24 protein-coding genes and 2 pseudogenes are annotated in these 25,275 nt (G+C 65.1%); 6 read left to right on the top strand and 20 right to left on the bottom strand.

The genetic code is table 11. From position 1 onward, the window contains the following. Nucleotides 1-1,200, bottom strand: coding sequence for a pyridoxal-phosphate-dependent aminotransferase family protein (locus HYN69_RS05620; protein ID WP_108434886.1), 1,200 nt, complete (start codon nt 1,198-1,200; stop codon nt 1-3). A gap of 277 nt (nt 1,201-1,477) precedes the next feature. On the opposite strand from HYN69_RS05620, the gene HYN69_RS05615 reads away from it, so the two are divergent. Beyond that, a complete protein-coding gene (locus tag HYN69_RS05615) occupies nt 1,478-3,151 on the top strand; it encodes an ABC transporter ATP-binding protein (RefSeq protein ID WP_230426547.1) in 1,674 nt (557 codons plus the stop codon). After that, entirely contained in the window at nt 3,151-3,939 is a 789-nt protein-coding gene (gene ygfZ, locus HYN69_RS05610) for a CAF17-like 4Fe-4S cluster assembly/insertion protein YgfZ (RefSeq protein WP_108434884.1), read from the top strand. Before HYN69_RS05615 ends, ygfZ begins: the two co-directional genes overlap by 1 nt. Here the strand turns inward: ygfZ and HYN69_RS05605 are convergent. Both HYN69_RS05605 and efp read right to left on the bottom strand, forming a co-directional pair. Beyond that, nucleotides 3,899-4,672, bottom strand: coding sequence for a hypothetical protein (locus tag HYN69_RS05605; protein ID WP_108434883.1), 774 nt, complete (start codon nt 4,670-4,672; stop codon nt 3,899-3,901). The genes ygfZ and HYN69_RS05605 overlap by 41 nt on opposite strands. 56 nt (nt 4,673-4,728) lie before the next feature. Further along, the gene (gene efp / locus HYN69_RS05600) at nt 4,729-5,292 is read right to left on the bottom strand and encodes an elongation factor P (RefSeq protein ID WP_108434882.1); all 564 of its coding nucleotides are present in this window, start codon (nt 5,290-5,292) and stop codon (nt 4,729-4,731) included. Between the two features lie 216 nt (nt 5,293-5,508). Between efp and HYN69_RS05595 the strand changes: the two genes are divergently transcribed. Next, entirely contained in the window at nt 5,509-5,835 is a 327-nt protein-coding gene (locus HYN69_RS05595; RefSeq protein ID WP_108434881.1) for a DUF6280 family protein, read from the top strand. Between the two features lie 69 nt (nt 5,836-5,904). Here the strand turns inward: HYN69_RS05595 and HYN69_RS05590 are convergent, their stop codons facing one another. The 3 genes from HYN69_RS05590 to HYN69_RS05580 form a co-directional block, all read right to left on the bottom strand. Next, a complete protein-coding gene (locus tag HYN69_RS05590) occupies nt 5,905-6,639 on the bottom strand; it encodes a hypothetical protein (protein WP_108434880.1) in 735 nt (244 codons plus the stop codon). Between the two features lie 99 nt (nt 6,640-6,738). Continuing rightward, complete coding sequence (locus HYN69_RS05585) at nt 6,739-8,094, bottom strand: TolC family outer membrane protein (protein ID WP_108437050.1); 1,356 nt, start codon at nt 8,092-8,094, stop codon at nt 6,739-6,741. Between the two features lie 88 nt (nt 8,095-8,182). After that, nucleotides 8,183-8,836, bottom strand: coding sequence for a protein-L-isoaspartate O-methyltransferase family protein (locus HYN69_RS05580; protein ID WP_108434879.1), 654 nt, complete (start codon nt 8,834-8,836; stop codon nt 8,183-8,185). A 221-nt stretch (nt 8,837-9,057) separates the two neighbouring features. On the opposite strand from HYN69_RS05580, the pseudogene HYN69_RS05575 reads away from it, so the two are divergent. Further along, nucleotides 9,058-9,899, top strand: a pseudogene (locus HYN69_RS05575) (fumarylacetoacetate hydrolase family protein). Nucleotides 9,900-9,984: 85 nt separating this feature from the next. On the opposite strand, the gene dxs reads toward HYN69_RS05575, so the two are convergent. The 13 genes and pseudogenes from dxs to HYN69_RS05510 all read right to left on the bottom strand — a co-directional run bounded on the left by dxs (nt 9,985) and on the right by HYN69_RS05510 (nt 22,097). After that, nucleotides 9,985-11,892: a 1-deoxy-D-xylulose-5-phosphate synthase gene (gene dxs, locus HYN69_RS05570; RefSeq protein ID WP_108434878.1), complete on the bottom strand. Its 1,908-nt coding sequence runs from the start codon at nt 11,890-11,892 to the stop codon at nt 9,985-9,987. Nucleotides 11,893-12,058: 166 nt separating this feature from the next. Continuing rightward, the gene (gene pufX, locus HYN69_RS05565) at nt 12,059-12,283 is read right to left on the bottom strand and encodes an RC-LH1 core complex protein PufX (RefSeq protein ID WP_108434877.1); all 225 of its coding nucleotides are present in this window, start codon (nt 12,281-12,283) and stop codon (nt 12,059-12,061) included. A gap of 13 nt (nt 12,284-12,296) precedes the next feature. After that, nucleotides 12,297-13,220, bottom strand: coding sequence for a photosynthetic reaction center subunit M (pufM, locus tag HYN69_RS05560; protein WP_108434876.1), 924 nt, complete (start codon nt 13,218-13,220; stop codon nt 12,297-12,299). After that, nucleotides 13,213-14,060: pseudogene (gene pufL, locus HYN69_RS05555) on the bottom strand (photosynthetic reaction center subunit L). The gene pufM and the pseudogene pufL overlap by 8 nt, the downstream one beginning before the upstream one ends. A gap of 123 nt (nt 14,061-14,183) precedes the next feature. Beyond that, on the bottom strand, nt 14,184-14,357 hold the full coding sequence (gene pufA, locus HYN69_RS05550; RefSeq protein WP_108434875.1) for a light-harvesting antenna LH1, alpha subunit: 174 nt from the start codon (nt 14,355-14,357) through the stop codon (nt 14,184-14,186). A gap of 12 nt (nt 14,358-14,369) precedes the next feature. Then, a complete protein-coding gene (pufB, locus tag HYN69_RS05545; protein WP_101920918.1) occupies nt 14,370-14,519 on the bottom strand; it encodes a light-harvesting antenna LH1, beta subunit in 150 nt (49 codons plus the stop codon). A 160-nt stretch (nt 14,520-14,679) separates the two neighbouring features. Beyond that, the gene (gene pufQ / locus HYN69_RS05540; RefSeq protein ID WP_108434874.1) at nt 14,680-14,898 is read right to left on the bottom strand and encodes a cytochrome PufQ; all 219 of its coding nucleotides are present in this window, start codon (nt 14,896-14,898) and stop codon (nt 14,680-14,682) included. After that, entirely contained in the window at nt 14,895-16,367 is a 1,473-nt protein-coding gene (bchZ, locus tag HYN69_RS05535; RefSeq protein ID WP_108434873.1) for a chlorophyllide a reductase subunit Z, read from the bottom strand. Before bchZ ends, pufQ begins: the two co-directional genes overlap by 4 nt. Then, a complete protein-coding gene (gene bchY / locus HYN69_RS05530) occupies nt 16,367-17,947 on the bottom strand; it encodes a chlorophyllide a reductase subunit Y (protein WP_108434872.1) in 1,581 nt (526 codons plus the stop codon). The genes bchZ and bchY overlap by 1 nt, the downstream gene beginning before the upstream one ends. Nucleotides 17,948-18,010: 63 nt before the next feature. Then, on the bottom strand, nt 18,011-19,015 hold the full coding sequence (locus HYN69_RS05525; RefSeq protein ID WP_108434871.1) for a chlorophyllide a reductase iron protein subunit X: 1,005 nt from the start codon (nt 19,013-19,015) through the stop codon (nt 18,011-18,013). Continuing rightward, entirely contained in the window at nt 19,012-19,956 is a 945-nt protein-coding gene (gene bchC / locus HYN69_RS05520) for a chlorophyll synthesis pathway protein BchC (RefSeq protein ID WP_108434870.1), read from the bottom strand. Before bchC ends, HYN69_RS05525 begins: the two co-directional genes overlap by 4 nt. A 138-nt stretch (nt 19,957-20,094) precedes the next feature. Next, entirely contained in the window at nt 20,095-21,213 is a 1,119-nt protein-coding gene (locus HYN69_RS05515; protein WP_108434869.1) for a methyltransferase, read from the bottom strand. Further along, nucleotides 21,213-22,097, bottom strand: coding sequence for a polyprenyl synthetase family protein (locus HYN69_RS05510; protein WP_108434868.1), 885 nt, complete (start codon nt 22,095-22,097; stop codon nt 21,213-21,215). The genes HYN69_RS05515 and HYN69_RS05510 overlap by 1 nt, the downstream gene beginning before the upstream one ends. A 122-nt stretch (nt 22,098-22,219) precedes the next feature. On the opposite strand from HYN69_RS05510, the gene crtD reads away from it, so the two are divergent. Beyond that, nucleotides 22,220-23,839 (top strand): 1-hydroxycarotenoid 3,4-desaturase CrtD, encoded by a 1,620-nt coding sequence (crtD, locus tag HYN69_RS05505; RefSeq protein ID WP_108434867.1) that lies wholly within the window; start codon nt 22,220-22,222, stop codon nt 23,837-23,839. Next, the gene (gene crtC / locus HYN69_RS05500; protein WP_108437049.1) at nt 23,836-24,675 is read left to right on the top strand and encodes a carotenoid 1,2-hydratase; all 840 of its coding nucleotides are present in this window, start codon (nt 23,836-23,838) and stop codon (nt 24,673-24,675) included. Before crtD ends, crtC begins: the two co-directional genes overlap by 4 nt. 67 nt (nt 24,676-24,742) lie before the next feature. On the opposite strand, the gene tspO is transcribed toward crtC, so the two are convergent. Then, nucleotides 24,743-25,219 carry a tryptophan-rich sensory protein TspO gene (gene tspO, locus HYN69_RS05495; protein ID WP_108434866.1) on the bottom strand — a complete coding sequence of 159 codons (477 nt, stop codon included), beginning with the start codon at nt 25,217-25,219 and terminating at the stop codon, nt 24,743-24,745. Nucleotides 25,220-25,275 lie beyond the last annotated feature (56 nt).

Here is a 25,275-nt window from a genome sequence, read left to right as displayed (position 1 = left end):
TCAGACAGCCGAACCGACCACGCGGGCAGCGGCGGCAAGTGCCCCCTGCCCGTGCGGGATGTTCAGGCTGACCATCCCCGCCTCCATCACCGCCAGCGCGCCCAGCGTCATATGGGCGTTCACATGGCCCATATGCGCCACCCGCAGGAACCCGTGATAGGCGGGCTCGGACGGGGCGGCCATGCCAAGCCCGATGCCCAGCGTCACGCCGCCCTTGTGCTCGGTCCATTCGCGCAGGCGGGTGGCGTGCGGGGCACCCATGCGGGCCGCCGTGACCGACCGCCCGCGATGCGCCGGATCGGCCACGTTCAGCGCGATGTCGGGACTGCCCGCACCCCATGCGTCAAAGGCCGCCCAGACTGTGCGTGCCAGCACCTCGTGCCGCTTCCAGACTGCGGGCATCCCCTCTTCGGCCAGCATGTCGAGGCTTTCGCGCAGGCCGAACAGGTGATGCGTGGGGGCGGTGCCGTTCCAGTATTGCCAGAACTCGGTCGCATCGGCGCGGGGCGCCCAGTCCCAATAGGGCGTGCGAAGGTCAGACGTGCGGCACCGCTCGCGCGCTTTTTGCGAAAACCACACGAAGCCGATGCCCGGCGGCACCATCAGCCCCTTCTGGCTGGCGGCGACCACCACATCGACGCCCCATGCATCCATGTGGAATTCGTCGCAGGCCATCGACGCGATGCAATCCACCGCCAGCAGCGCCGGATGCCCCACGGCATCCATCACCTCCCGCAGGCGCGGAACATCGGTCCGCACCGTGCTTGCCGTATCGACATGGGTGCACAAGACCGCCTTGTAGGCCCCGCCATCGGCCCGCAGCGCCGTTTCCACCCTGTCGAAATCGACCGGCGAGGATTTGCCGAAATCGAGCACATCGACCGTCACGCCCAAGGCGCGCACGCTTTCGGCCCATGACAGACCGAAACGCCCCGTCGCCAGCACCAGCGCACGGTCGCCGCGCGAGAAAAGGTTCATGTTGGCCGCTTCCCAGACGCCATGCCCGTTGGCGATGTAAAGCGCCACGTTCTGGGTCGTGCCTGCCACGCGCCGCAAGTCGGGCCACAGCGTCTCGACCATGTCGGGCAGCTTGCCTTCATAGATGTTCGGCGCCGCACGATGCATCGCCGCCAGCACCCTGTCGGGCATGACCGAAGGGCCGGGAATGGCAAGATAGGGGCGTCCGTGGGCAAGGCTCATCTGGCTCTCCAATGCTCGTGCGACATGGCTAGGGGAGCGCGGGGGAATGGTCAACCGCGGGCATCCTCCGCCTTGGCCCCCGCCTTGCCCTGATGCGGCTTTCGGGCTAGAGCCGTGCGACAGGCCTCCCGCAACCCCCCTGGGCCCATTGCCAAGCCAAAGGCATCTCGTGTCGCATCCAGACCCTGACCACATCGACGACAAAGACCCGCGCTATGCGTCGGGAGCGTTGTTCGGACGGCTCTGGCACGGCTATCTGCGCCCGCACCGCTGGCTGATGGCGCTGGCCTTCGTGGTCATGACGGTCGAGGGCAGCACGCTCGGCCTGCTCAGCTATTCGCTCAAGCCGTTGTTCGACCAGGTCTTCACAAGCGGCGGTACCACATCGCTTTTGCTGGTCGGAACCGGCATCCTGTCGCTGTTCCTGATCCGCGCGGTGACCTCGATCCTGTCGCGTGTGCTTCTCACCACCGTGTCGCTGCGGACGGCGGCGGCGATGCAGCTTGACCTTCTGGGCCATATCCTGCGGCAGGACGGCACCTTTTTCCAGACCAACCCGCCCGGCACGCTGATGGAGAGGGTGCAGGGCGACACCGCCGCCGTGCAGTCGATCTGGATGACGGTGATCGTAGCGGCTGGCCGCGATACCGTGGCGCTGACGGGGCTTATGGTCGTGGCCGTGGGCATCGATCTGCGCTGGACGCTGGCCGCACTGATCGGCGCGCCGCTCCTGATCCTGCCGACCGCGATTTTGCAACGCTACCTGCGCCGCAAGTCCAAGCAATTGCGCGCCGAGGCAGGCCAACGCTCGACCCGTCTGGACGAGATTTTCCACGGCATCCAGGCGATCAAGCTGAACCGTCAGGAAAGCTACCAGACCGGCCGGTTCGGGGCGATCATCGCCAAGCTGAACCGCGCCCAGACCAAGGCGACCGTGGCACAGTCGGTCATGCCCGCGATGATCGACGTGGTGACCGGCATCGGGTTCTTTGCCGTCCTGCTGCTTGGCGGGCGCGAGGTCGCGCAAGGCACCCGCACCGTGGGCGAATTCATGTCGTTCTTCACCGCAATGGCGCTGACCTTCCAGCCGATCCGCCGCCTGGGCGAATTGTTCGGATCATGGCAAGTCGCGGCTGCCAGCCTCGAGCGGATCTTCCGGCTGTTCGATGTCGAACCTGCGATGACCCGCCCCGTCACCAGCACCGCCCCTTTGCCGGTGGGCATCCCCGGCGTCGAATTCCGCGACGTGCGCTTTTCCTACCCCGGAGTGCCGGTTCTGGACGGGCTGACCTTCGCCGCCGAAGCGGGCAAGATGACCGCGATCGTCGGCCCTTCGGGCGCGGGCAAGACCACGGTCTTTCACATGCTGACTGCCCTTGCCGAACCCGACAGCGGCAGCATCCGGATCGGCGGGCAAGAGATCGGCGGCTTCAGCCTGCCCGACCAGCGCGGGCTTTTCGCCTCGGTCAGCCAGGACACCGCCCTGTTCGACGAGACCCTGCGCGAGAATATCCTGATGGGGCGCGACGATGTCACGTCCAACCGCCTTGGCAGCATCCTCGGCGCTGCCCATCTGGCCGATTTCGTCGCCGGCCTGCCGCTCGGACTCGACACGCCGGCAGGGCCGCGCGGATCGGGCCTGTCGGGAGGGCAGCGCCAGCGCGTCGCCATCGCCCGCGCCCTTGTGGCCGATGCGCCTGTCCTGCTGCTGGATGAGGCGACGAGTGCGCTCGATGCCCAATCCGAAGCGGTGGTGGCGGAAGCACTCGCCACGCTTGCCACGGGGCGCACCACGCTGGTGATCGCGCACCGCCTGTCGACCGTGCGCGATGCCGACAAGATCGTGGTGATGAACCGCGGCAGGGTTGTCGAACAGGGCAAGCATGACGATCTTCTGGCACAGGGCGGGCTTTACGCCAGCCTTTACCGGCTGCAATTCAAGGAAGACTGATGCAAGGCGAAGCAACACAAGGGCGCGTGGTCTGGACGGTAACGGGGGCAGATGCGCTGACCTTTCTGCAAGGCATGGTATCGAACGACCTGTTGCCGCTGGCCAAGGCGCCGGGCATCGTCTGGGCGGCGCTGCTCACACCGCAGGGCAAATATCTGGCCGATTTCTTCGTGGTCAAGCTCCCCGATGGCCCGTTGCTGATCGACATTGCCGAACCGCTCGCCCCCGCCACACTGCGGCGGCTGACGATGTATCGCTTGCGGGCCGACGTTCAGATCGCCCCCTCGCCGCTTCATGTTCAGCGCGGGCTTGGCGACACTCCGGCAAACGCCCTGCCCGACCCGCGCCACCCCGCGCTTGGCTGGCGCGCCTATACCGCCACGGCAGGCAGCGCCCCCGCAATCGACTGGGCCGCGATCCGCGTCGCCCATGCCATTCCCGAAAGCGGGATCGAGCTGATCCCCGATGACAGCTATCTGCTCGAACACGGGTTCGAACGCCTGCACGGCGTCGATTTCCGCAAGGGCTGCTATGTCGGGCAGGAAGTCACCGCCCGCATGAAGCACAAGACCGAGCTGAAAAAGGGTCTGGTCCGCGTTCGGGTCGAGGGCGAGGCCACATCGCCCGAGATCACCACCGCCGAGGGCAAGCCAGCCGGCACGCTGTTCACCCGTTCGGGCGACCGCGCCATCGCTTACCTGAGGCTTGACCGCGCCGATGGGCCACTGGCCGCTGGGGCGGCCCGTGTCACGCTTGATCCGGACCAGCCCCAAGCGCCGCCATCGTAAAGCCGAAACGCCCGCTCGACCACGTTTCCAGCGCCGCGACCATCGCATCATTGCCGCCGCCACGGTTATAGCTTTGCCACAGGCTGTCGCTTTGTCCCGCGTCGCGCAGCTTGGCTTGTCCGGAAACCGCCACCGTGATGCCGACCCGCGCAAGATGCCAGCGCAGCCACAGATCATCCCCCGTGGGCGCGATCCGCAGCGCCTCGGCAACCTCCAGCACCTCGGGCGGGAAATCGGCAGCCCGATACAGCACCCCATCCTTGCCGATGGGCAAAGCCAGCAGCGCGGGCGACACAAACGAGGCCTTCAGCCATTGACGGTAGGGCGCCACCCGCCCGTTCCGCACGACCACCGGATGCGCGCTATGGGCCACTGCCAGACCCGGCTTCCACGCCGCCAGCAGCCCCTCCAGCCAGCCCTGCGGATAGACCGTATCGTCATCCGCCGTCACCACCATCCGCCCGCTCTGCCCGTGTTCGGCAAGCCAGGGCAGTATCTTGCGGTAAGGTCCGGTGTTTTCGACAAAGCCGATGTGCAGCCTGCCATCCGCCGCCGCCAGATCGCGCAGCGCCTCGGGCATGTCTCGCACGCCACGATCAAGCAGCCACGGCGCATGCGACAGATAAAGAAAAACCCGCGCAGGCGGCGGGTTCTGGGCCAGTATCGACCCGATCACCAGATGCACCTGCCCGATGCGTCCCGAAATCGTCGTCAGGCAAACATCCACATCCAAATCGCACCCCCGCGCCTGCCGCCAGCTTGCGGCAGGCCGGGGCCACTTGGCAAGCCTCAGGCGCGTTCGGAATATTCCATCAGTTCGGTATGCACGATGATATCTTCATCCGGTCCGATGAACGGCGGGATCATGATCCGAACGCCATTGTCGAGGATCGCGGGCTTGAAGCTGTTGGCCGCCGTCTGGCCCTTTTGCACCGGCTCGGTCTCGACGATGCGGCACTTGACCTTTTGCGGCAGCGTCACCGCCAGCGCCTCATCGCCGTAATAGCGGATCGTGGCGGTCATGCCGTCTTGCAGGAAGGGGCGGCGGTCGCCCAGCAATTCGGCATCAAGTTCGATCTGCTCGTAGGTTTCCGAATCCATGAACACCAGACGCCCGTCGGTTTCATACAGGAACTGCTGGTCCTTGTTCTCCAGCCGGACCTCGTCGACCTTGTCTTCCGACCGGAAACGTTCGTTCAGCTTGCGCCCGTCGCGCAGGTTTTTCAGCTCGGCCTGAGCGAAAGCCCCGCCCTTGCCGGGTTTGACATGGTTGACCTTGACCGCGGCCCAAAGCCCGCCGTCATGTTCCAGCACCATGCCGGGCTTGATTTCGTTGCCGTTGATCTTGGCCATGATGACAAAACCTTGTCGAGAGGTTGAAGACGAAGTGGCGCTGCCTATATCTCGTCCATCCCCGGCGGACAAGACGACTAGATACGGTAGCGCAACTGTGATAGCCATGCGCCAATTGCATAGCTATCATTCCAAGAACGCAATACCGAATCGTGACTAAATCGTCATATTCGCCCGACGCCAGAAAAGACAAGAGCAAGAATAAGGAACGACGAGATGGTCGATTTCGTTGACGGTACCGCCTTCAACTACGAGCAGGGGCAACGCGCCCGCAAGCTCTTCGCGGCCGTCGTATTGGCGGCACTTGACGATGCAATTGCCGACGACAAAAAATATGGCAATGGCCCCGAACAGATCGCCCGCTGGGCGCGGTCTCGCGATGGACGCGAAGTGCTGTCCTGCGCGGGGATCGACCCGAACGAGCGTGTCGTAAAGGGTCTGATGGATTTCGTGGCCAAGGGCATCCGCACCTCGGTCGCGCTGTCGCGCGAAGAATCCGAACGCCGCCATGCACTCGAAGCCGATCAGGCAGAAGCCGCCTGAACGCTCTCGGCCTGCACTGAAAAACGCGCCCGCAGGGGCGCGTTTTCCATTTTGGCGATCAGGATCGGTTTATTCGAAATCCCGCACAGCCAGCGCGCGCGCGACTTCGGCCCGCACCAGTTTGCGGACGTTGCGCGTGATGCGCTCGCCCAAGGTGCCCTGCAATTCCTCGCGGATGATATCGCGCACCAGATCGCGCATCGCGGCCTCGTCAAAGGCAGGGTCTTCGTCCTCGTCCACGAAACGGGCAAAGGCCGATTGCCCGACATCTTGCTCCAGTTCGGCTCGGACGGCGGCTTCGGCGGCTTCCGCCCAGCCATCATCGGCGGTCCCGGACGCCGGATGCGCCCATTGGTCCGCCGCAGCAGAAGGGGCCACTTCGGCTTCTTGCGCAGCGAAAACCGCCTCGGGGATCGACACCGGCATATCGACAGGTGCGGCGGCGCCATCGTCATCATAGGCCTCGACGGCGGGCATGTCGCGCGCCAGCACGGCTTCCGGCTCCTCGTCATCGATGGCGATGAAACCGGCTTCTTCGGCAACGCTGCCCCGTACGGTATGGAACACAGGCCCGGCATCCGGTCCGGCATCAGGTTCAACCTTGGCCTCGGGCGCAGGCTCAGGCTCCGGTGCCGGCTCGGGCACGATCCGCAGCGCAGGCGTCAGCACCAGCTTGTCAGACACAGGCCATGATGCCGGTTCGACCCGCGTCGCCCGCGCCTGCGGGCGCAGGTCATCCGAAACGAGACGGCGGATGGACGAAAGCACATCCTCGATCTCGACATTGCTCATGGGTTCGGACATGCGCCACGGTCCTTGTTTGACAGACGTTGTGCAGCATGATAGCCGCACAACCGCGGCCACTTCAAGAAAATGGCGTGACCATCGCGGTCAATCTTGGTGTCAGTTGCCGGTCCGTCCCATGATCCGGTCCAGAGCCTTGCCCTGCGCGCTGATCGGGGCCGATTTGACCGCGTTGTAATAGGCCGCCGGGTCATAAACCGGCACATCCAGCCCCAGATGCTCGACCGACAAAAGACCCATCGCCGACAGCAGGTTATAGACGCCCACATAGCGTTGCGCCTCGGCGGTCAGCTTCTGCGCGCGGGCGTCGAGCAATTCCTGCTCGGCATCGAGCACATCGAGCGTGGTGCGCGCGCCAAGATCGGCCTCTTCCCGCACCCCGTCGAAAGCGGCCTGTGCGGCTGCCACCTGCTGCGACCCCGCCGTGATCGACGCCGAGGCGACATCGACGGCAGACCACGCATTGCCGACATTCTCGGCCACATCGATCCCGACTTGCGCCAGCGCCGCCTGCGCCGCTTCCTTGTTGGCCAGCGCCGCCCGCTCGCCCGATGCAATCGCCCCGCCGGTGTAAAGCGGCTGGTTCAGCGTCAGCGACAGCGACTTGCCGGTATCGTCGGCGTTAGCGGTCCGCGACAGGCCGGCTTCGGCGGTCAGGGTGGGCATACGGCTGGCACGGGCGATCTGCAGCCCAAGGTCGGCCACCGTCACCTGCCGCTGCGCCTGTGCGATCTGCGGATGGCTGGCCAAGGCCTGCGTGCGTGCCGCATCCAGCGTTCTGGCGGTGGCCGGCAGCTTTGGCAGGGTCGACAAACGGCCCGGATAGGCCCCGGTCATCGCCTTGTAGCGTTCGCGCGCGGTGGTCAGGTCACCCTGCGCCGCAACCAGCCCCGATTGGGCCGAAGCCAGCCGCGCCTCGGCCAGCGCCACATCGGTCCGCGTCACCTCGCCCACATCGAAACGGTCCTTGGCGGCTTTCAACTCTTCGCCGATCAGCCGCACGTTCGACTGCCGCAGCGCCACGATCTCGGACTGGAGCCGCACGTTGACATAGGCATCGACCGCTTGCAGCAACACGCGGCTTTCCAGCCCGCGCAACGCCTCACGCGTGGCAAGCACGGTTTCCTTGGCGATCTCGACGCCCAGCTTGCGCCGTCCGAAATCGAGCAGCGTCCATTGCGCCACCAGCGAATAGCTGCGCTGCAGGTTGCCTGCGGTGGATACCTGCGGGTCGTTGTATTGCGAGCGTGCAACAAAGGAAATCACAGGCCGCAGCGCCGCGACCGATCCGGCAACATCCTCGTCGGCGGCGCGCAATAGCGCCTCGTTCTGGTCAAGAACCTTGGACGTCTTGTAAGCAGCAACCAACGCATCGGCGAGGCTTTCGGCCCCCGCAGGAAGCGCCGCCGCAAGCGCGAATACCGAAACAGCCGCCGCTTTGAAAAAAGCCCGCATCATCGCCCCTGTCCATTTCGCACCGGCCTGTCCGCCCTGTGCCAATCAAAAAGCATCCCGAAGCCCCCCGGTCGACGGGCCGGCAATATCACAACGTGAAGGCGCGCTTGGCCGCAAAGCCGGACAGCAAAGGGGCAGCGGCGTTAAAGGCGTAACGCCATGTCACGGCGCCGTCGATCTTGTAGCCGACGCGGGCAATGCCCAAGGCACCCTCGATGAAGATCGCACCGATCCGCCCGCCTTCGCGCAGTTGGGCCAGCAACCCGGCTGGCACGGCTTCGACCCCGCCCTGGATGGTGATCACGTCATAGGGCGCGTGCTTGGCATCGCCCTCGCACAAGGTGCCCACGACGACGGCGGCATTGTCCACCCCTTCGGCAGACAGCGTGCGCTGCGCCTCGGACGCCAGCGCCTCGTTCTCCTCGACCGCGACCACCGCATCGGCCAGACGCGCGATGACGGCGGTCGAATAGCCAAGCCCGCAGCCCAGATCGAGCACCAGCTCGCCCGGCTGGATGTCGAGCGCGTCGAGCATCTTGGCAAAGGTGCGCGCTTCGAGCACGACACGGCCTTGGGCGATTTCGACGTTCTCGCCCATATAGGCCGCCTCGCGCATCGCGTCGGGAACATAGACCTCGCGCGGGATCGCCAGCATCGCCTCGATGATCGGAAACTTGGTGACGTCCGACGGACGAACCTGCGTGTCGACCATCATCACGCGGCGGGTCGAAAAGTCGCTCATGCCTGAACTCATCAGTTTAGATATCCTTAGAATGTCTTGCCACATAAGACGCGCCTCGGCAACGCAAGATAAGGTCATACGGCCCGCTGCGCCTGCGCTTTCCTGTCGCTTGCCTACGCTCGCGGCGAAACTTGGCGCCACTAACATGTTAGCCCTTGCCAAAGCCCGCCGTTCGCTGTTCCCCTGCCACGGATTTATGCGGCAATAAGGGAGACGACCGGATGAAACTCATGCGTGTGGGCGAGGCGGGGCCGAAGTGCCGGCGATGATGGACGCCTCGGGCAAGATCCGCAGCCTTGCCGGCATCGTCCCCGATATCGCTGGTTCTGTGCTGGCCCCCGAGGGCCTTGCCAAACTGCGCGGCATCGATCCGTCGAGCTTGCCCGAACTTGCCCCTTCACGCATCGGGCCCTGTGTCGGGTCGGTCGGCAAATTCATCTGCATCGGCCTGAACTATGCCGACCACGCCGCGGAATCGAACCTGCCGGTGCCGAAAGAACCGGTGATCTTCCTGAAGGCCAATTCGGCCATCGTCGGCCCGAATGACGACGTGCTGATACCGCGCAACTCGGTCAAGACCGACTGGGAGGTCGAGCTTGGCGTGGTCATCGGCAAACGCGCCTCTTACGTGTCGGAAGCCGAGGCGATGGAACATGTGGCCGGCTATTGCGTGATCAACGATGTGTCCGAACGCGAATTCCAGATCGAACGCGGCGGCACCTGGGACAAGGGCAAGGGCTGCGACACCTTTGGCCCGATCGGCCCCTGGCTGGTCACGGCGGATGAAGTGCCCGATCCGCAGGCCCTGTCGATGTGGCTGGAAGTCGACGGCAAGCGCTACCAGAACGGCAGCACGAAAACGATGGTCTTCGGCGTCCGGCATCTGGTGCATTACGTCAGCCAGTTCATGTCGCTCAACCCCGGCGACGTGATCTCGACCGGCACGCCCCCCGGCGTGGGCATGGGCCAAAAGCCAGACCCGATCTACCTGAAGGGCGGCGAGGTCATGCGTCTGGGTATCGAAGGTCTGGGCGAGCAGCGCCAGACTGTCGGCCGCGCCTGACGGCACAGCGGTCCCAACGAATTTTCTCGCGAAAATTCAGGGACCGCTCCACCGACTGATTTTTCGCAGAAAAATCGTTGGCGGCTCACACGACCCGCAAGCCCGATTTAGCCGCCTCACGCCCCAGCGCCTGCCGCACCACCCGAACAATATCCTTGGCCGAAAGCCCCGCCCAGTCATACATCTGCGCCGGTGACGCCTGGTCGATGAAGCGGTCGGGCAGCGTCATCGTGCGGATCGCGCGGCCCCGCTCCAGCCCGCCGGAGTTGGCGAGGTGGTGCAGCACCAGCGCCCCGAATCCCCCAGTGGCCCCTGTTTCCAACGTCACCAAAGCCCCGTGATGCGCGATCAACTGGTCGATCAGCGCGGTATCCAGCGGCTTGGCGAAACGCGCATCGGCCACGGTCACCGAAATCCCCTCGCCCGCCAGCGCCTCGGCCGCGGCCAGCGCCTCGGATAGATGCGCCCCGTACGACAGGATCGCCGCGTCCGTCCCCTCGCGCAGCACACGCCCCTTGCCCAGCGGCAAAGCAACACCGCGCTCGGGCAGGTCAAGCCCCATCCCCTCGCCCCGCGGATAGCGGAATGCGATAGGCCCGCCGTCATGCGCCACGGCGGTGGCAACCATGTGGACAAGATCTGCCTCGTCTCCTGCCGCCATCACGGTAAAGCCGGGCAGGTTGGCCAGAAAGCCGATGTCGAAAGCCCCCGCATGGGTCGCCCCGTCTTGGCCCACCAGCCCCGCGCGGTCGATGGCAAAGCGCACAGGCAGACCTTGCAGCGCCACGTCATGCACGATCTGGTCATAGCCACGCTGCAGGAAGGTCGAATAGATCGCGCAGAACGGCTTCAGCCCCGCCGCAGCCATTCCGGCGGCGAATGTAACGCCATGTTGTTCCGCAATCCCCACGTCGAACACCCGCGCCGCAAAGCGCCGCGCCATGATGTCCAGCCCTGTTCCCGAAGGCATCGCCGCCGTGATCGCCACCACGCGCGGATCGCGCGCGGCTTCATCCCTCAGCGCATTGCCGAAGACCGTGGTATAGGCCGGCGCATTCGACTTCGACTTGGCCTGCTCGCCCGTCAGCGGGTTGAACCTGGACACGCCGTGGTATTTGTCCGCAGCGCTTTCGGCAGGCGCAAAGCCCTTGCCCTTGACCGTCACGGCATGGATCAAGACCGGCCCCGTCGCCCGCGCCCGCGCCGCCCGCAGCGTGGCCAGCACCTGCCCCATATCATGCCCGTCGATCGGCCCGATATATGAAAACCCAAGCTCCTCGAACAGTGTGCCGCCGCCGGGCATGCCGGTCACCAGCGCCCGCGCCCGCCGCGCACCGTCGCGCATGGGTCCGGGCAGGCGCGTCTCGAATTCCTCGGCCGCCGCTTTCAGCAGAGACAACGGCCCCTTGGCCGCAATCTCGTTGAGGTATTTCGACAAGGCACCCACGGGCGGCGCAATCGACATGTCGTTGTCGTTCAGGATAACAAACAGCCGCTTGCCCAGATGGCCTGCGTGGTTCATCGCCTCATAGGCCATGCCTGCCGTGATCGCGCCGTCGCCGATCACCGCAATGGTATCGCCCACGGGTTGCCCCATCTCGCGCCCCATCGCAAAGCCCAGGGCCGCGGAAATCGAGGTCGAGCTATGCGCCGCGCCGAACGGGTCGAACTCCGACTCGGCCCGCTTGGTAAAGCCCGAAACCCCGCCCGACTGGCGCAAGGACCGCATCCGTTCGCGCCGTCCGGTCAATATCTTGTGCGGATAGCACTGGTGGCCCACATCCCAGATCAGCTTGTCGCGCGGCGTGTCGAAGACCGCATGGATCGCCACGGTCAACTCGACCACCCCCAGCGACGACCCAAGATGCCCGCCGGTTTCGGACACGACCTGTATCACCTCGTTCCTGACCTCGCCCGCCAATCGGCCCAACTCGCCATCGGTCAAGGCCTTGAGGTCGGCAGGGCCGGATACGCGGTCAAGGATCGGAGTCATGGCTTGGCCTTTCGAGATAAAAAAGTGCCGTGCGGACGGACCACACGGCACCAGGTCCCTGTCGCCAACAGGAAGGGAACCGGGCTGTGGTTGCGCCCCGGATCCGGGCCGGCATCCTGGCCCGAATTATGAAAGGCGGGGCGACACAGGCCGCCCCGCCCGAAGGTCAGACCGTAGCGACGTGTTGCACGATCTCGATGGACGAGTTGTAGGGCGACGGTGCCTGCTTGCTTTCTTCCGGCAGAAGCAGGCTTACCCCCCACAGCGCCAGCCCGAAGGCTGCGATGGCGACCGTGAAGACCAGCCCCCAACCCGCTCCGGCAAGCATCTGGTAGAGTGCCCAGGACCGCAGCGCGCGACCCGGCTTTTCGTTGAAATATCCGTCAGACATTGGCTTTCATCCCTCAGTTAAGCGGCGCGTAGCCGTGGTCTTGTGCCCAGACGAACCAGTTGTCGACCACTGTGCCGGTCAGAAGGATACCGATACCGCCCGTAAGCGTCACCAGCACCGCAAACCACCAGGCCCAACGGTGGATACCTTCCATCGTGGCGTTGAACCCCATGGTCCAGCGCCAGAACAGGGCAGCCCGTTCCGAAGCCGTGCCACGGTCGGCGATCTGCTCCAGCTCGCGGTCGCCGCCGAAGCGCGAAACCGCAAGGATGGTCGCCCCGTGCATCGCAAACAGCAGGGCCGATCCGTAAAGGAAGGCGATGCTCAGCGCGTGGAACGGGTTGTAGAACAGGTTGCCGTAGGACAGCGAGAAGTTGTTGGTCCAGTCGAGGTGGCTGAAGATACCGTAAGGCACCGCTTCCGACCAGGACCCCATCAGCACCGGCCGGATCAGGCCAAGCACAAGGAACAACCAGATGGCAGAGGCGAAAGCCCAGCTCACATGCTTGCCCATGCCCAGGGCCTGCGCCCGCAGGTAGGTTCGCACCCACCACGCACAGACCGAGATCAACAGGAAGAACGAGGCGATCAGCCACAGCCCCCCTTCGGCGATCGGCGCGAAGCCGAGGCCATACTCCGACGAGGGCGGCTCGAGCGAGAACCAGAACAGGTCACGCATGAAGACCGCGGGGTTGAACCCGGCCTGATACCAGAACCATGCACCGCACAGCATGAACCAGACCGCGCCCGACATCAGCGACAAGACACCCATCGCGCCAAGGTAGATCGGCCCGAGTTGCGCGTTGCCAAGCCAGCCCGCCAGCGTCGAGAAGCCTGCGCCGCTTCCGCGGTTGGACAATTCGACGCCTTCGACCATTCCCATCTCGGGTGCAGCGCGAACCTGCACCTGGGTAAAGATGTTCTGATACTCAGCCATTTACGCCTCCTGCGATATCGACCCACCACGGAAGTTGCAGCCACCAATCCCACCAGACGACCCACTGGTCGAACCAGATGGTGCCCGAGATGACGATACAGACGGCACTCCAGAACCCGGCATTCAGCGCGAGCAACAGGCCCACGCGGTGGATGCCAAGCGTGCCGACCGAATAGCCGATCAGGTCGCGGAAATAGGTGTCTTCATGATCGGGCGTCCGCATTTCCTTGCCCTTTTCAGGGTTGGCTGCCGACAGGATCAGGGCTCCGTGCAGGGACAGCGCAAGCGCGGTGGTGAAAAAGAAGCTCACCGCGATCATATGCGCCGGATTGTAGTGAAAGTTGCCATAGGTGTAGCCGGTGTTCGACACCCAATCGAGGTGGCTGAAGATGCCGTAAGGAAAGGCATAGCCCCAGCTTCCCATCAGGATCGGCCGGATCACGACCAGCGTGACATAGGCGAAGATCGCGACGCCAAAGGCGAAGGGCACGTGATACCCCATGCCCAGCTTGCGGCAGATCTCGACCTCGCGCAGCGCCCAGGACACGAAGGCCCCGATGGCGCAGATGGTGATAAGCTGCCAAAGCCCGCCCTGCATCAGCGGCGCAAAGGCAAGACCGTTTTCGATTGCCGGCGGATCGATCGAGATCAGCCAGGGGTTCCACACCCCCTGCATCGCCGTTCCGTAAAAGATGAGGATGGTGCCGAGCGCCGCAAAGAAGAATGTCGTGACGCCAAAGAAACCGACGAAGAACGGCCCGACCCAGAAGTCGAACAGGTTCCCCCGATCAGCGTGCCACCCGGCACGCGGTATTTTCGTTCGAAGCTGAGCAGTGCCATGCTTCCCTCTCCGCTTGTTGCGACCGGCGGTCAGGTTGTCCGATAGCCGTCGAGTTGCGCCCGTGGGGGTCGCCACGGCCGGGGGACCAGCCCCCGCCCGCAGCAAGTGCCTTGCGGCAGTAGTTACTGGGTCGCCACGACAGCGCCGCCAGCGGCAGCAGCGGTCTGGAACCAGTTGATGCCGTTGCTCAGAACCACGAGGTGGATCATTGCGGCCAGCAGGAACAGGAACACGCCCTGTGCCACGAAGACGCGGCGGGGATCGAAGATCAGCCAGATTTTATAGAATTTCGACATGTTTGATCCTCCTCAGAACCAAGGGCGCCAGATGTACGTGGCGATGTGGGCTACAACGGCAATAGCCGTGAAGAGCCAGAGACCGCTCATGTACACCGAGTGCAGTTCCTGCGCCTGCTCGTCGGTAAGACCTGTGAAGCTCAGGTCGGATTTATCAGCCATAACTATCCTCCGGATGGACAGACTGACGCCGCATTCCCTGCGGCGGGGTTCACGGTCGGGCTGAGTGCCGTTCCGAGTTTCCACCGTCCCCCGTTGGTCTGGGGGGCGGCGAATGGTTTGACGGGTTGGGCGCAACCCTCAGAAAAGTCGTTCGGGCCGGTTACGGCCGGAATATGTTGGGCGTGATCGTCCCCGCCTCGCGCCAGGCGCGGGCCAGCGGACCATGCACGGGCAAGGCCCGGTTGACCGCGACCTGGACGACCCAGGCTGCAAGGGCGAAGGGGATCGCCACAAGGAAGATCAAGGCGAAATACACATAGAACTCGGCACGCGGAGCGCGGTGGGCATGGTGCCCGCTCCCGGAGGTGTAGTCGCTCATGCTGGTGCTCCCTTGGTTGTTGCTTTCGGCCCGCGAAGGGCCTCGACGGTCTCCCGGACGACGCGTTCCGCGCCTTGGTCCAGTGCCGCCTTCTCTGCCGCGTCGCGCAAGGTGCGGGCGGCGGAAATCCGGGTCAGGATCGGATGTTCGGAAACGATCCGGTCAAGCTCTGCCTGCGCGTCGACATCCCAGGGGAAGTCGCGCCGCAAGGTAGTGGGCGTGGCCGCCGCACTGTCCATGTCGGTGCCAAGCGGCAGGATGTGGAACAGCGCCTCGAACAGGCCGTTGCACACCTCTTGCAGCATCCAGACGCATCCGGCGTAGCCCATGAAGGGCGTGCCGGTATGGCGGCGGATGGCGGCACCGGGGAAAGACGCCGCGATGAAATGCGGCGCAGGCCCGTGCCCGGCCTTCATCTCGGCCAGATACATCTTCTCGTTGATCGACCCCATCACCACCAGCGGGCGGTGCTGGCGCAGCATCGAACGCACCTGTTCGTTGTTGGTCTTCTGCCCCGGCATGCGGGCGACCGCAAAGGCGCAAGGCAGACCCAGATCGGTTTCCAGATAATGCCGGATGCCACGCGCATAGGTCTCGTTGGCCACCACGGCAAAGCTGGCCGTGCCAAAGAAATCCTGCGTCACCGACCGCCACAGATCCCACACCGGCTTCAGCGTCGAATGCTTTTCCTGCGCGATGAACGGCTCGGGGTCCAACCCCAGCAACTCGCCCAGTTTCCGCAGGAACTTGGTCGTCGAATCCAGCCCCATGGGCGCTTGCAGATAGGGCTTGCCCAACACCTGCGCCAATCCGCGGCCGAATTCGCGATACATCACGATATTCACATCGGAATTCACCAGATTCCGCATCTCGGCCAGATGCGCGCCCAAAGGCAGCACCATGTTGACCTCGGCCCCGATCCCTTCGACCAGACGGCGGATTTCGTGCAGGTCCGAGGCCATGTTGAACACGCCATACATCGGACCAAGGATATTGACCCGCGGCTTGTCGCCCGGCTCGCGCTTCTTTTCCACCGGCATGCGGCCCTTGGTCTGGCCGAACTCGGTAAAGATCCACGTCATCGCACGGTCGGCGGCCTGCCATTGGTCTTCATCGATTGTGCGCGGCAGGAACCGCTGGATATTCGTCCCTTGCGGCGTGACCCCGCCGCCGATCATTTCGGAAATCGACCCCGTCACCACCACGGCAGGCAGCGCCGGATCGAGCGTTTTCCACGCCCGCGCCATCGAAGCCTCGGTGCCCGAGGTCATCTCGTCCTCGCCCAAGCCCGTCACCACGATGGGCAATTCATGCGGAGGCAAGCCGTCGGTGTAATGCAACACGGATGTAACCGGCAGGTTCTCGCAGCCCACGGGGCCGTCGATCACCACCTGCAAACCCTTGACGGCACAAAAGGCGTAAACCGCACCCCAGTAGCCGCCCGCGCGATCATGATCCTGCACAAGCATCAGATCATCTCCTCGGCTTTGGCGGCTTTCGCCATCTTGTCGAGCTTTTTCTGATGCGCCACGCGGAAGTCGGGCCGCAGGTTCGGCGCGCCTTCCCAGATACCGCTGGTATCGCCGGTGCCGACACCTTCGAAGAAATCCTTCATCCCGTCCATACGGGCCTTGTTGGCAATCGCCGCATTGACGACCTGTGCCAAAGACCCCGCCCCCGCCGGACCCATCAGGGGCCGCGCCGAGATGAGGTTGGTGAAGTAAAGCCCCGGAATCGCGAGCTCTTTCGCCTTTTGCACGACCGGAGTCGTCCCGATCGCCAGATCAGGCCGGAACGCCTCCATCGCGGCGCAATCGTCTTCCAGCGACGCGCGGTATTTCACCGCCACGCCCTTGGCTTCCAGCCATGCGCGGTCTGGTTCGGACCATTCGTTCCTGGCGCAGGCGGTGCCGACATAGGCCACATCCGCCCCGCTTTCGATCAGCAGACGCGCGACCAGCAGTTCGGACCCTTCATAGCCCGACAGCGTGATCCGCCCCTTGACGGGATTGTCGGCCAAGGCCTGTTTGATCGCCTCGCCAAAGCCGTTCTGCGCTGCGGCCACGCGGTCGGCGGCCACGCCGTATGCGTCACCAATCGCGGCAAGCCAATCCATCGTGCCATCATGGCCGACGGGGGCAGAGCCAACGATCTTGCGACCTGCCGCCTGAAACTCGCGGATCGAGGCGGTGTAAAACGGGTGGATCGCCGCCACCACACCGCAATCGAGGGCGGCATAAAGCTCGCGCCATTCGCGGCAGGGCACGACCGGACCGGCCGCCAGACCCAGCGGTGCCAGCATTGCGCCGATCATCATAGGATCGGCGGGGAACATCTCGCCCAGCAGCGCCACGGTCGGACGGTCGGACCGCCCGCGTTCGGGCGCCTGCACGGGACCAGCCTCGATCTCGCGGCGGGCATAATTCAGCATCGCACCGGCCAGCACGTCCTTGGCCTCGGCATGGGTCGGCACACCGAACCCCGGCACGTCGATGCCCACGATCCGCACACCGTTGATTTCCTTGGGCAACAGCTTGAGCGGCACACCCGAAGCCGTCGGCACGCAAAGGTTGGTGATCACCACCGCATCATAGCGTTCAGGATCGGCCAATTCATGCACCGCGTCGCGGATATCCTCGAACAGCTTGCCCGTCACCAGCGTTTCCGAATTGAACGGAACGTAACCCACCGACCGCCGCGCGCCGTAGAAATGCGACACGAAGGTCAGCCCGTAAACGCAGCAGGCAGAACCCGAAAGCACCGTCGCTACCCGCCGCATCCGCAGGCCCACCCGAAGCGAGCCGAAGGCCGGACACATCGATTGCGGCTTGTCATGCGGCCCTTGCGGATAGTCGGCGGCGAACTGGTCGAGCATTTCCGAATTGCCCGCAGCCCGCGCCGCTTCCTTCATCGTCGCACCGGAATGGCAACCCATGCCGTCGACCGTTTGGCCTTCAACCGTCTGCCCCGCCAGATCGGGCGCAGCCTCGGTCACCCCTTGGGTGACAGGGGTCTGGTCGGCCAGATCATAGCGGGTTTCGCCGGTCATGCCTTGGCCCCTTTGCCGGCAAGGGCGCGCAGCGCCGCTTCGAGTTTTTCCAGTGCGCCAAGGTCAAACATTGTCATAGACCACTTCCAGCGATTTCACGACGCCGGCGAACTTGCCGCGCATGTCGGTGTCTGTCGCGGGGACCAGCACGAAATCCGCCCCCGTGGTTTCGGCATCGAACAGGCCCAAAAGACCGTCTTGCGTCAAAGGCTTGGGCCGCAGCGGCGGCGCATCGGCGACATTCTCGGCCAGTTCGGTGAACAGCCCGCCCCATTGCGTCGCATGGGTGCCGACGATCTGGTAATTGGCCGACTTGCGGCGCAGGTCGTCATCGGCAGGAATGCTTGCCAGAACCGGAATCCCCACCACCTTGGCGAAAGCCGCAGCTTCGCCGGTGCCGTCATCCTTGTTGATGACCATGCCGGCCACACCGACATTGCCGCCCAGCTTGCGGAAGTACTCCACCGCCGAGCAGACGTTGTTCGCCACATAAAGCGATTGCAGGTCGTTGCTGGCAACCACGATGACCTTTTGCGCCATGTCGCGGGCAATCGGCAGACCGAAGCCGCCGCAGACCACGTCACCAAGGAAATCCAGGAGCACATAGTCGAAGTCCCAGTCGTGGAACCCGAGTTTCTCCAGCAACTCGAACCCGTGGATGATCCCGCGCCCGCCGCAACCACGGCCGACTTCTGGCCCGCCCAGCTCCATCGCAAAGACGCCGCCGCGCTTGAAGCATACGTCACCGATCTTGACCTCTTCCCCCGCCAGTTTCTTGCGGGTCGAGGTTTCGATGATCGTGGGGCAGGCCTTGCCGCCGAACAGCAAGCTTGTGGTATCCGATTTCGGATCGCAGCCGATAAGCAGCACGCGCTTGCCGTTTTCGGCCATCATGTGGCTCAGGTTGGCCAGCGTGAAGGACTTGCCGATCCCGCCCTTGCCATAGATCGCGATGATCTGCGTCTTTTTCGTTGGGGGTGCCGAGGGCACTTCGAGCGTCGGCTCCTCATGCGCCTCGTCGCGCAGGCGGGTGTCGAAATCCTTGAGGTTCGGAATATCCAGCGTCATGCGTTTCCGCTCCAATCGAGGATCATTTTCAGGCAGTCAGGGTCGGTAAAGGCAGTCTCGTAGGCCGCCGTGGCATCGGTCGCGGGACGGCGATGCGTGATCAGCCCGTCAAGTGAAAGTGCGCCCGATTCGATCAGCGCCCGCGTCGCGGTCAGATCGTCCGGCGTCCATTCCGACGCGATGCGGAACCGCGCTTCCTTCATGAAAGCGGGCGGAAAGGCAAAGGCGACGGGCTCGGTATAGAACCCCGCCAACACGATCTCGCCGCCCTTGGCCAGACGCATCACCAGCTTGTCGAGCATGCCCGAAGCGCCGGAAGCATCATAGATCGCGCGATAATCGCGCCGCGCATCGGTTTCGGGATCGATGCAGTCATAGCCGACCGCCCCGCCCCGCCGCGCGGGATTCGTTTCCCAGACCGTCGGCGCGGGTGCACCCGCAGCCACCGTCAGGCGGGCCAGCAAACGACCCAAAGTTCCGTGACCGACGATCAGATCGGGAAGGGCGGTGTTGAACCCCGCAACCGCATGCCGCGCCGTCGCCGCCAGCGCCAGAAGCGCACCGGTCGCCCCCATGCCACGGTCGATCCGCGCCACACGCGCCGCCGATGTGGTCAGGTGCCGTGATGCACCGCCGAATAACCCGCGCACATCGCCCTCAAAGCAATTGGCACCGGGCACGAAGACATGATCCCCGACCGCAAATCCGCTTTCCGGACCGGCCTCGACCACCTCACCCGCAGCCTCGTAGCCCGGCACAAGCGGATAGCCCATGCCCGGAAAGGGCGGCATCGTGCCTGACCAGAACAGCTTTTCCGTGCCCGTCGAAATGCCCGAATGTGCGATTTCGACCACCAGATCATCCGCCCTCGGGGGCGTGATGCCGAGCGTCGAAAGCGAAAGCTCTCTCGGTCCGGACAAGATGACTGCGGTGGTCTGCACTTCTTCACTCCCCCTGCCGCGCCCAGAAGGGACGGCGGCGTTGCCTTTGCCCCGATCGGGCTTTCGGCTATATGTGTCAGTTTAAACTTACACACCAGACTGTCAAACTAAATAGACAGTAATTTACGTCACGTGCCATTATTTCAGGCGTTCAGCCGTCACGACCGATGTGACATAGGGCCGGAAACCGTGGCAAAACGTCATGTTTACAAAGCCCGCAGCTGCCAGCATCGCCGTGATCTCGGCAGCCGACCTTGTCCGCCCCGTCTGCATGGCAAGGGTGTAAACCGAAAAGTACACGTCCGTGGCCGGATCAGGCCTGTCGCCCCCCGACATAGGCTCGGAAACCACCACCCGCCCGCCTATGGGCAAGGCCTCGAATACCGAACGCAGCAAGGCCGCGACGGTGCTGTCGGCATGGTCGTAAAGCACGCGCACAAGGGTGATCGTATCCGCCCCCGCAGGCAGCGCCCCGTCCCGGAACGATCCCGGAACGATCTTTACCCGCCCGGCCAGCCCCGCCGCCGCGAATCGCGCATTGGCCGCCGGAACCACCGCCGGCAGGTCGAACAACACCAGCTCTGCCGCCGGATGCGCCGCGCCGACCGCCGCCAGAAAGGCGCCAGTCCCGCCGCCCACATCCATCAAGCGCCGCGCCTTGGACAGATCGGCAAGCCCCAGCGTATCGGCGGCCACCAGACCCTGACTGTCCGCCATCAACTCCGAATAGCGCGCCGCAAGCGCCGGATCGGCAGCCCCCCCCGCACCGAATACATAGGGCCAGAACCCCGCCAACTCCGGCTGCGTCTCGCCCCGGAAAAAGGCCACGGGGTCCGACAGGTCGCGGTACAGCACCGGATGGTGCCGCACCATCGCCTCGAGTCCCGGCACGGTCAGGAACGCGGCCCCCCGCGTCGTCAGATGCCACAACCCGCCCCGCCGCCTGATCAGCCGCAACGCAGCGCCCGCCTGCAGCAGAACGGCCATACGCTCGGCCGGAACGCGGGCGAAAGCCGCGATGTCGCCCAATGACAAAGGCCCGTCCGTCAGCCGGTGCATCACCCGAAATTCGACCAGCGCCAAAAGCGCCTGCGATTGCACAAAGCCCGACACCACGTCGAACAGAGCCCGACCCTCGGCCCGCGCGATATGCTTCAGCCCAAGCACCCGCGCGCAAAACGCATGAAACCGCGGCGACAGTCCCAGCCGCGCCGCAAATCCCAGCCGTGACGGCATATGTCCGGAAGCCTTCAGCATCACCCGCGCACGGCGCTTGCAGCCGAAGGCGACAAATGAACCGGCGTCATCTTTTCAGCATAGGCACGCACCAGTGCCGCCAATTTCGCCTCGCCCGGGCAAGACGGGATCGAGGCGATCGCCCCGCCCAGAATGTCCTTGAGATAGCGCGCAGCACCCGCAACGCCCATTTCGGTCACCGCCGACGGGCGCTGGTGCGCCGCATCCTGCCCCGCAGGCTTGCCGGTCTGTTCCGGCGTCAGCAGCGCGTCCTTCAGATCGTCGGCAACCTGGAACGCTGCCCCGATCCGTGCGCCCAGTTCTTCCCACGGCTCGGGATCCTGCCCCGCCGCCGCCGCGCCCATCTGCGTTGCCGCCATGAACAAGGCCCCGGTCTTTGCCCGATGATAGGCCGCAAGGTTGATCACCGGCTCGCTTTCCCAGCCCTGCCCCGCGCAAATCCCGCCGGGTGCCCCCGTGCGCTGCGCCAGCAGCTTTATCAGTTCCACCGCCCGCGCCGGATGGTCCGCCGCAGCCCGCGCCAGCACCTCGAAGGCCAGCACGATCAGCGAATCGCCCGCCAGAACCGCCAAAGGCTCGCCGTAAGCGCGATGCACCGAAGCCTTGCCGCGCCGCATGTCGGCATCATCGAAACAGGGCAGGTCGTCATGCACGAGCGACGCGCAATGGATCAACTCCAGCGCTGACGCCGCCGCATCCGAAAGCCCCGGCCGGTCATCGCCACAAGCCATCGCGACCGACAGAAGAATCGTCGGCCTGATCCGCGCCCCGCCCGGAAAGACCGCATGGTCCAGCGCCGCCGTCAGCCGCGGCGGGCCTTCGCCCGAACGCGTCAGGGCCAAAGCCCCCACCACCGCCTGTTCGATCCGCCCGTCCAAAGCCATGATCGCTCCCTTCGCGCCAGCCTGTGGCCAGCATCGCACCGGCAGCCCAAGGTGTAAACTAAATCTTACACCATACTGTAATCTAACTTGGACAATCCTTCGCGGCGGGCTAATCTCGCCGGATGGACAGCGACAGCGGCAAGACCAAGGCCATCGTGATCGGCGCAGGAATGGGCGGGCTTGCCTCGGCCATCCGCCTTGCCGCCGCAGGCTACGGGGTCACCGTGCTGGAACGCGGCGCAGCCCCCGGCGGCAAGGCCCGCGCCTTTCCCACGGCTGGAGGCCCAATCGATGCTGGCCCAGTCGATGCTGGCCCAGTCGATGCTGGCCCAGTCGATGCTGGCCCCACGGTCCTGACCCTGCGCGCCGTATTCGACGATCTCTTCGCCCTGAACGGCGAAAGGCTCGATGACCACGTGACGCTCGTTCCCCAACCCGTCCTCGCCCGCCATTTCTGGCCCGACGGCAGCACGCTTGACCTGACGCCCGACCGCGACACGAACACCGAAGCGATCCGCGCCCTCTCAGGCCCGCGCGAAGCCGCCGCCTTCCTGCGCTTCGACACACTCGCGCAATCGCTTTACGAAGCGTTCCGCGGCCCCGTCATCCAGTCGCCACGCCCCGACCTTGCCGCCATCGCCCGCGCCGCACTGCGCCAACCGCGCCTCTGGCCGGCGCTTTTGCCCGGGGTTAGCCTCGACCGCCTGCTCCGCTTTTACTTCCGCGACCCGCGCCTGATCCAGCTTTTCGGCCGCTACGCCACCTATGTCGGCGGTCGCCCCGCCCATTCCCCCGCCGTCCTGTCACTGGTCTGGCGGGCCGAAGCGCAGGGCGTCTGGGGGGTGCAGGGCGGCATGCACAGCCTCGCCGCCGCCCTCGCGGCCCTTGGCGAACGCATGGGCGTGACCTTCCATTACGCCACCGCCGCCCGGCGCATCCTGCGCCAGAACGACCGCGTCAGCGCCGTGCAAACCGATACCGGACGCAGCCTGCCCTGTGCGGTCTGCATCTTCAACGGCGACCCCGCGGCACTGACCACCGGCCTTCTGGGCGACGCCCTGCCCCGCGTGGCCCCCGCCAAACCCAGCCTCTCCGCACAGGTCTGGGCCTTTGCCGCCACGCCCGGCGGCCCTGCCGCCGATGCGCTTTTGCACCACAACCTGTTCTTCACCGCCGACCCCGCCACCGAATTCGGCCCCATAGGGCGGGGCGAGACGCCAAAGGCGCAAACCCTCTACATCTGTGCCGAAGACCGGCTGACCCCCGCGCGGGGAACCGGACCCGAGCGGTTCGAGATCATCCTGAACGCCCCCGCGCTGACATCCCCCGCCCTGCGCCAATCGACCGAGGACAAAGACCTATGCCGGACACGCACCTTTCAGCAGTTGCAAGCGATGGGCCTGACCTTCGATGCGCTTCCCCCGCTGTCAAGCCTGACCACCCCGAGCGATTTCGCGACGGCCTTTCCGGCGTCGCAGGGGGCGCTTTACGGCGCGACACCCGAGGGAACGATGGCGACCTTTACCCGCCCCACGGCGCGGACGGCGCTGGCGGGGCTGTATCTGGCGGGGGGCGGCACCCATCCGGGGGCGGGGGTGCCGATGGCAGCCCTCTCGGCCCGGCACGCGGTCGCGGCGATCATGCAGGACCGGATTTCAGCCTCCACGTCGCCCCCGACGGCTACGCGTGGTGGTATGTCGACGGCGTCTCCGACGACGGGACGCGCGCGGTCTCGGTCATAGGGTTCATCGGCTCGGTCTTCTCGCCGTGGTATGCCGCATCCGGCCGCCGCGACCCGCAGAACCACGTCTGCCTCAACGTCGCCACCTACGGCCCCGGCGGGCGCTTCACCATGACCGACCGTGGCCGCAGCGCGCTTCGCCAATCATCCGACACGCTGACCATCGGCCCCAGCCGCATGCACTGGACCGGAAGCCAGCTTATCATCGACATCGATGAAATCGGCTCCCTCCCCCTCGTCACGCCGGTCAAGGGCCAGATCATCCTGACGCCCCAGGCCGTCACCGCAGTCGAGGTCGCACTCCACCCCAATCACGTCTGGCGCCCCTTCGCGCCCATCGCCCGTATTGAGGTGAACCTGACCCAAGGCCACCGCTGGCAAGGCCATGGCTATTTCGACGCCAATTTCGGAACGGCGGCGCTCGAGGCCGATTTCGACTTCTGGACATGGGGCCGCTACCCCACCGCCACCGGCGCGCAGTGCTTTTACGATGCCACCCGCCGCGACGGCACGACCCTCGCCTTGGGTCTGGAAATCGACCGCAGGGGGGCAGTGCGCGAAATCACCCCGCCGCCGCTGACCCGCTTCAAACGCTCGCTCTGGCAGGTGGCCCGCGACACCCGCGCCGATGCGGGGACCACGCCGAAACAGGCGATGAACCTGCTCGACGCCCCCTTCTATTCGCGCAGCCTCGTCACCACACGGTTGAACGGCGAACCCACGACAGGCGTCCACGAAGCCCTCGACCTTGGCCGCTTCCGCTCGCCCATCGTTAAATCGATGCTGGCCGTCCGCGTCCCGCGCCGCAGCGCATGGTCCTTCAAGACCAACGCCTGACCCGCATTTTCTGCCCTCAAATATCCCGGGGGTGCGGGGGCTGGCCCCCGCTCCGCCAGTCAAACCTTCACTCCGCCGGCGATGCCACCCGTGCCTCGGGGTTCATCCGCCAAACGGTAAAGTTCAAGGCCGAAGCCACCGTGACCCAAACCAGATAGGGCGCGAACAAAAGCCCCGCGACCGTGTCGAGCTGCCACAGCGCCAGCATCGTCAGCGCGACCGAGACCCAGAGCAAAAGCACCACGGCCAGCCCCGCCCCCATGCGCTTCAGCCCAAAGAACACCGGCGTCCAAAGCGCGTTGAAGCCGATCTGCACCGACCACAGCGCCAGCGCCTGCCCCGAGTCCGGCAGATTGGCGACCCGCGCGCCTGCCGCACTCATGCACAGGTAAAGCGTGGTCCATGCCACTGGAAACAGCCAGTCGGGCGGCGTCCAGACCGGTTTGCGAAGCGCGCGATACCACGGCCCCGGCGAAAACAGCGCCCCCGTCGTGGCGGCAGCCCCGCAGGCGGCAAGAAAGGTGAAGAAAAGCACATAGTCCATCGGGCCGCTCCGTTCTGGTCAGACCCAGCGACATAGCCCCGATCAGGGTTCCGTCC

The organism is Gemmobacter aquarius (assembly GCF_003060865.1).
Taxonomy (GTDB): domain Bacteria; phylum Pseudomonadota; class Alphaproteobacteria; order Rhodobacterales; family Rhodobacteraceae; genus Paragemmobacter; species Paragemmobacter aquarius.
This window is presented reverse-complemented; position numbering and strand designations above follow the sequence as displayed.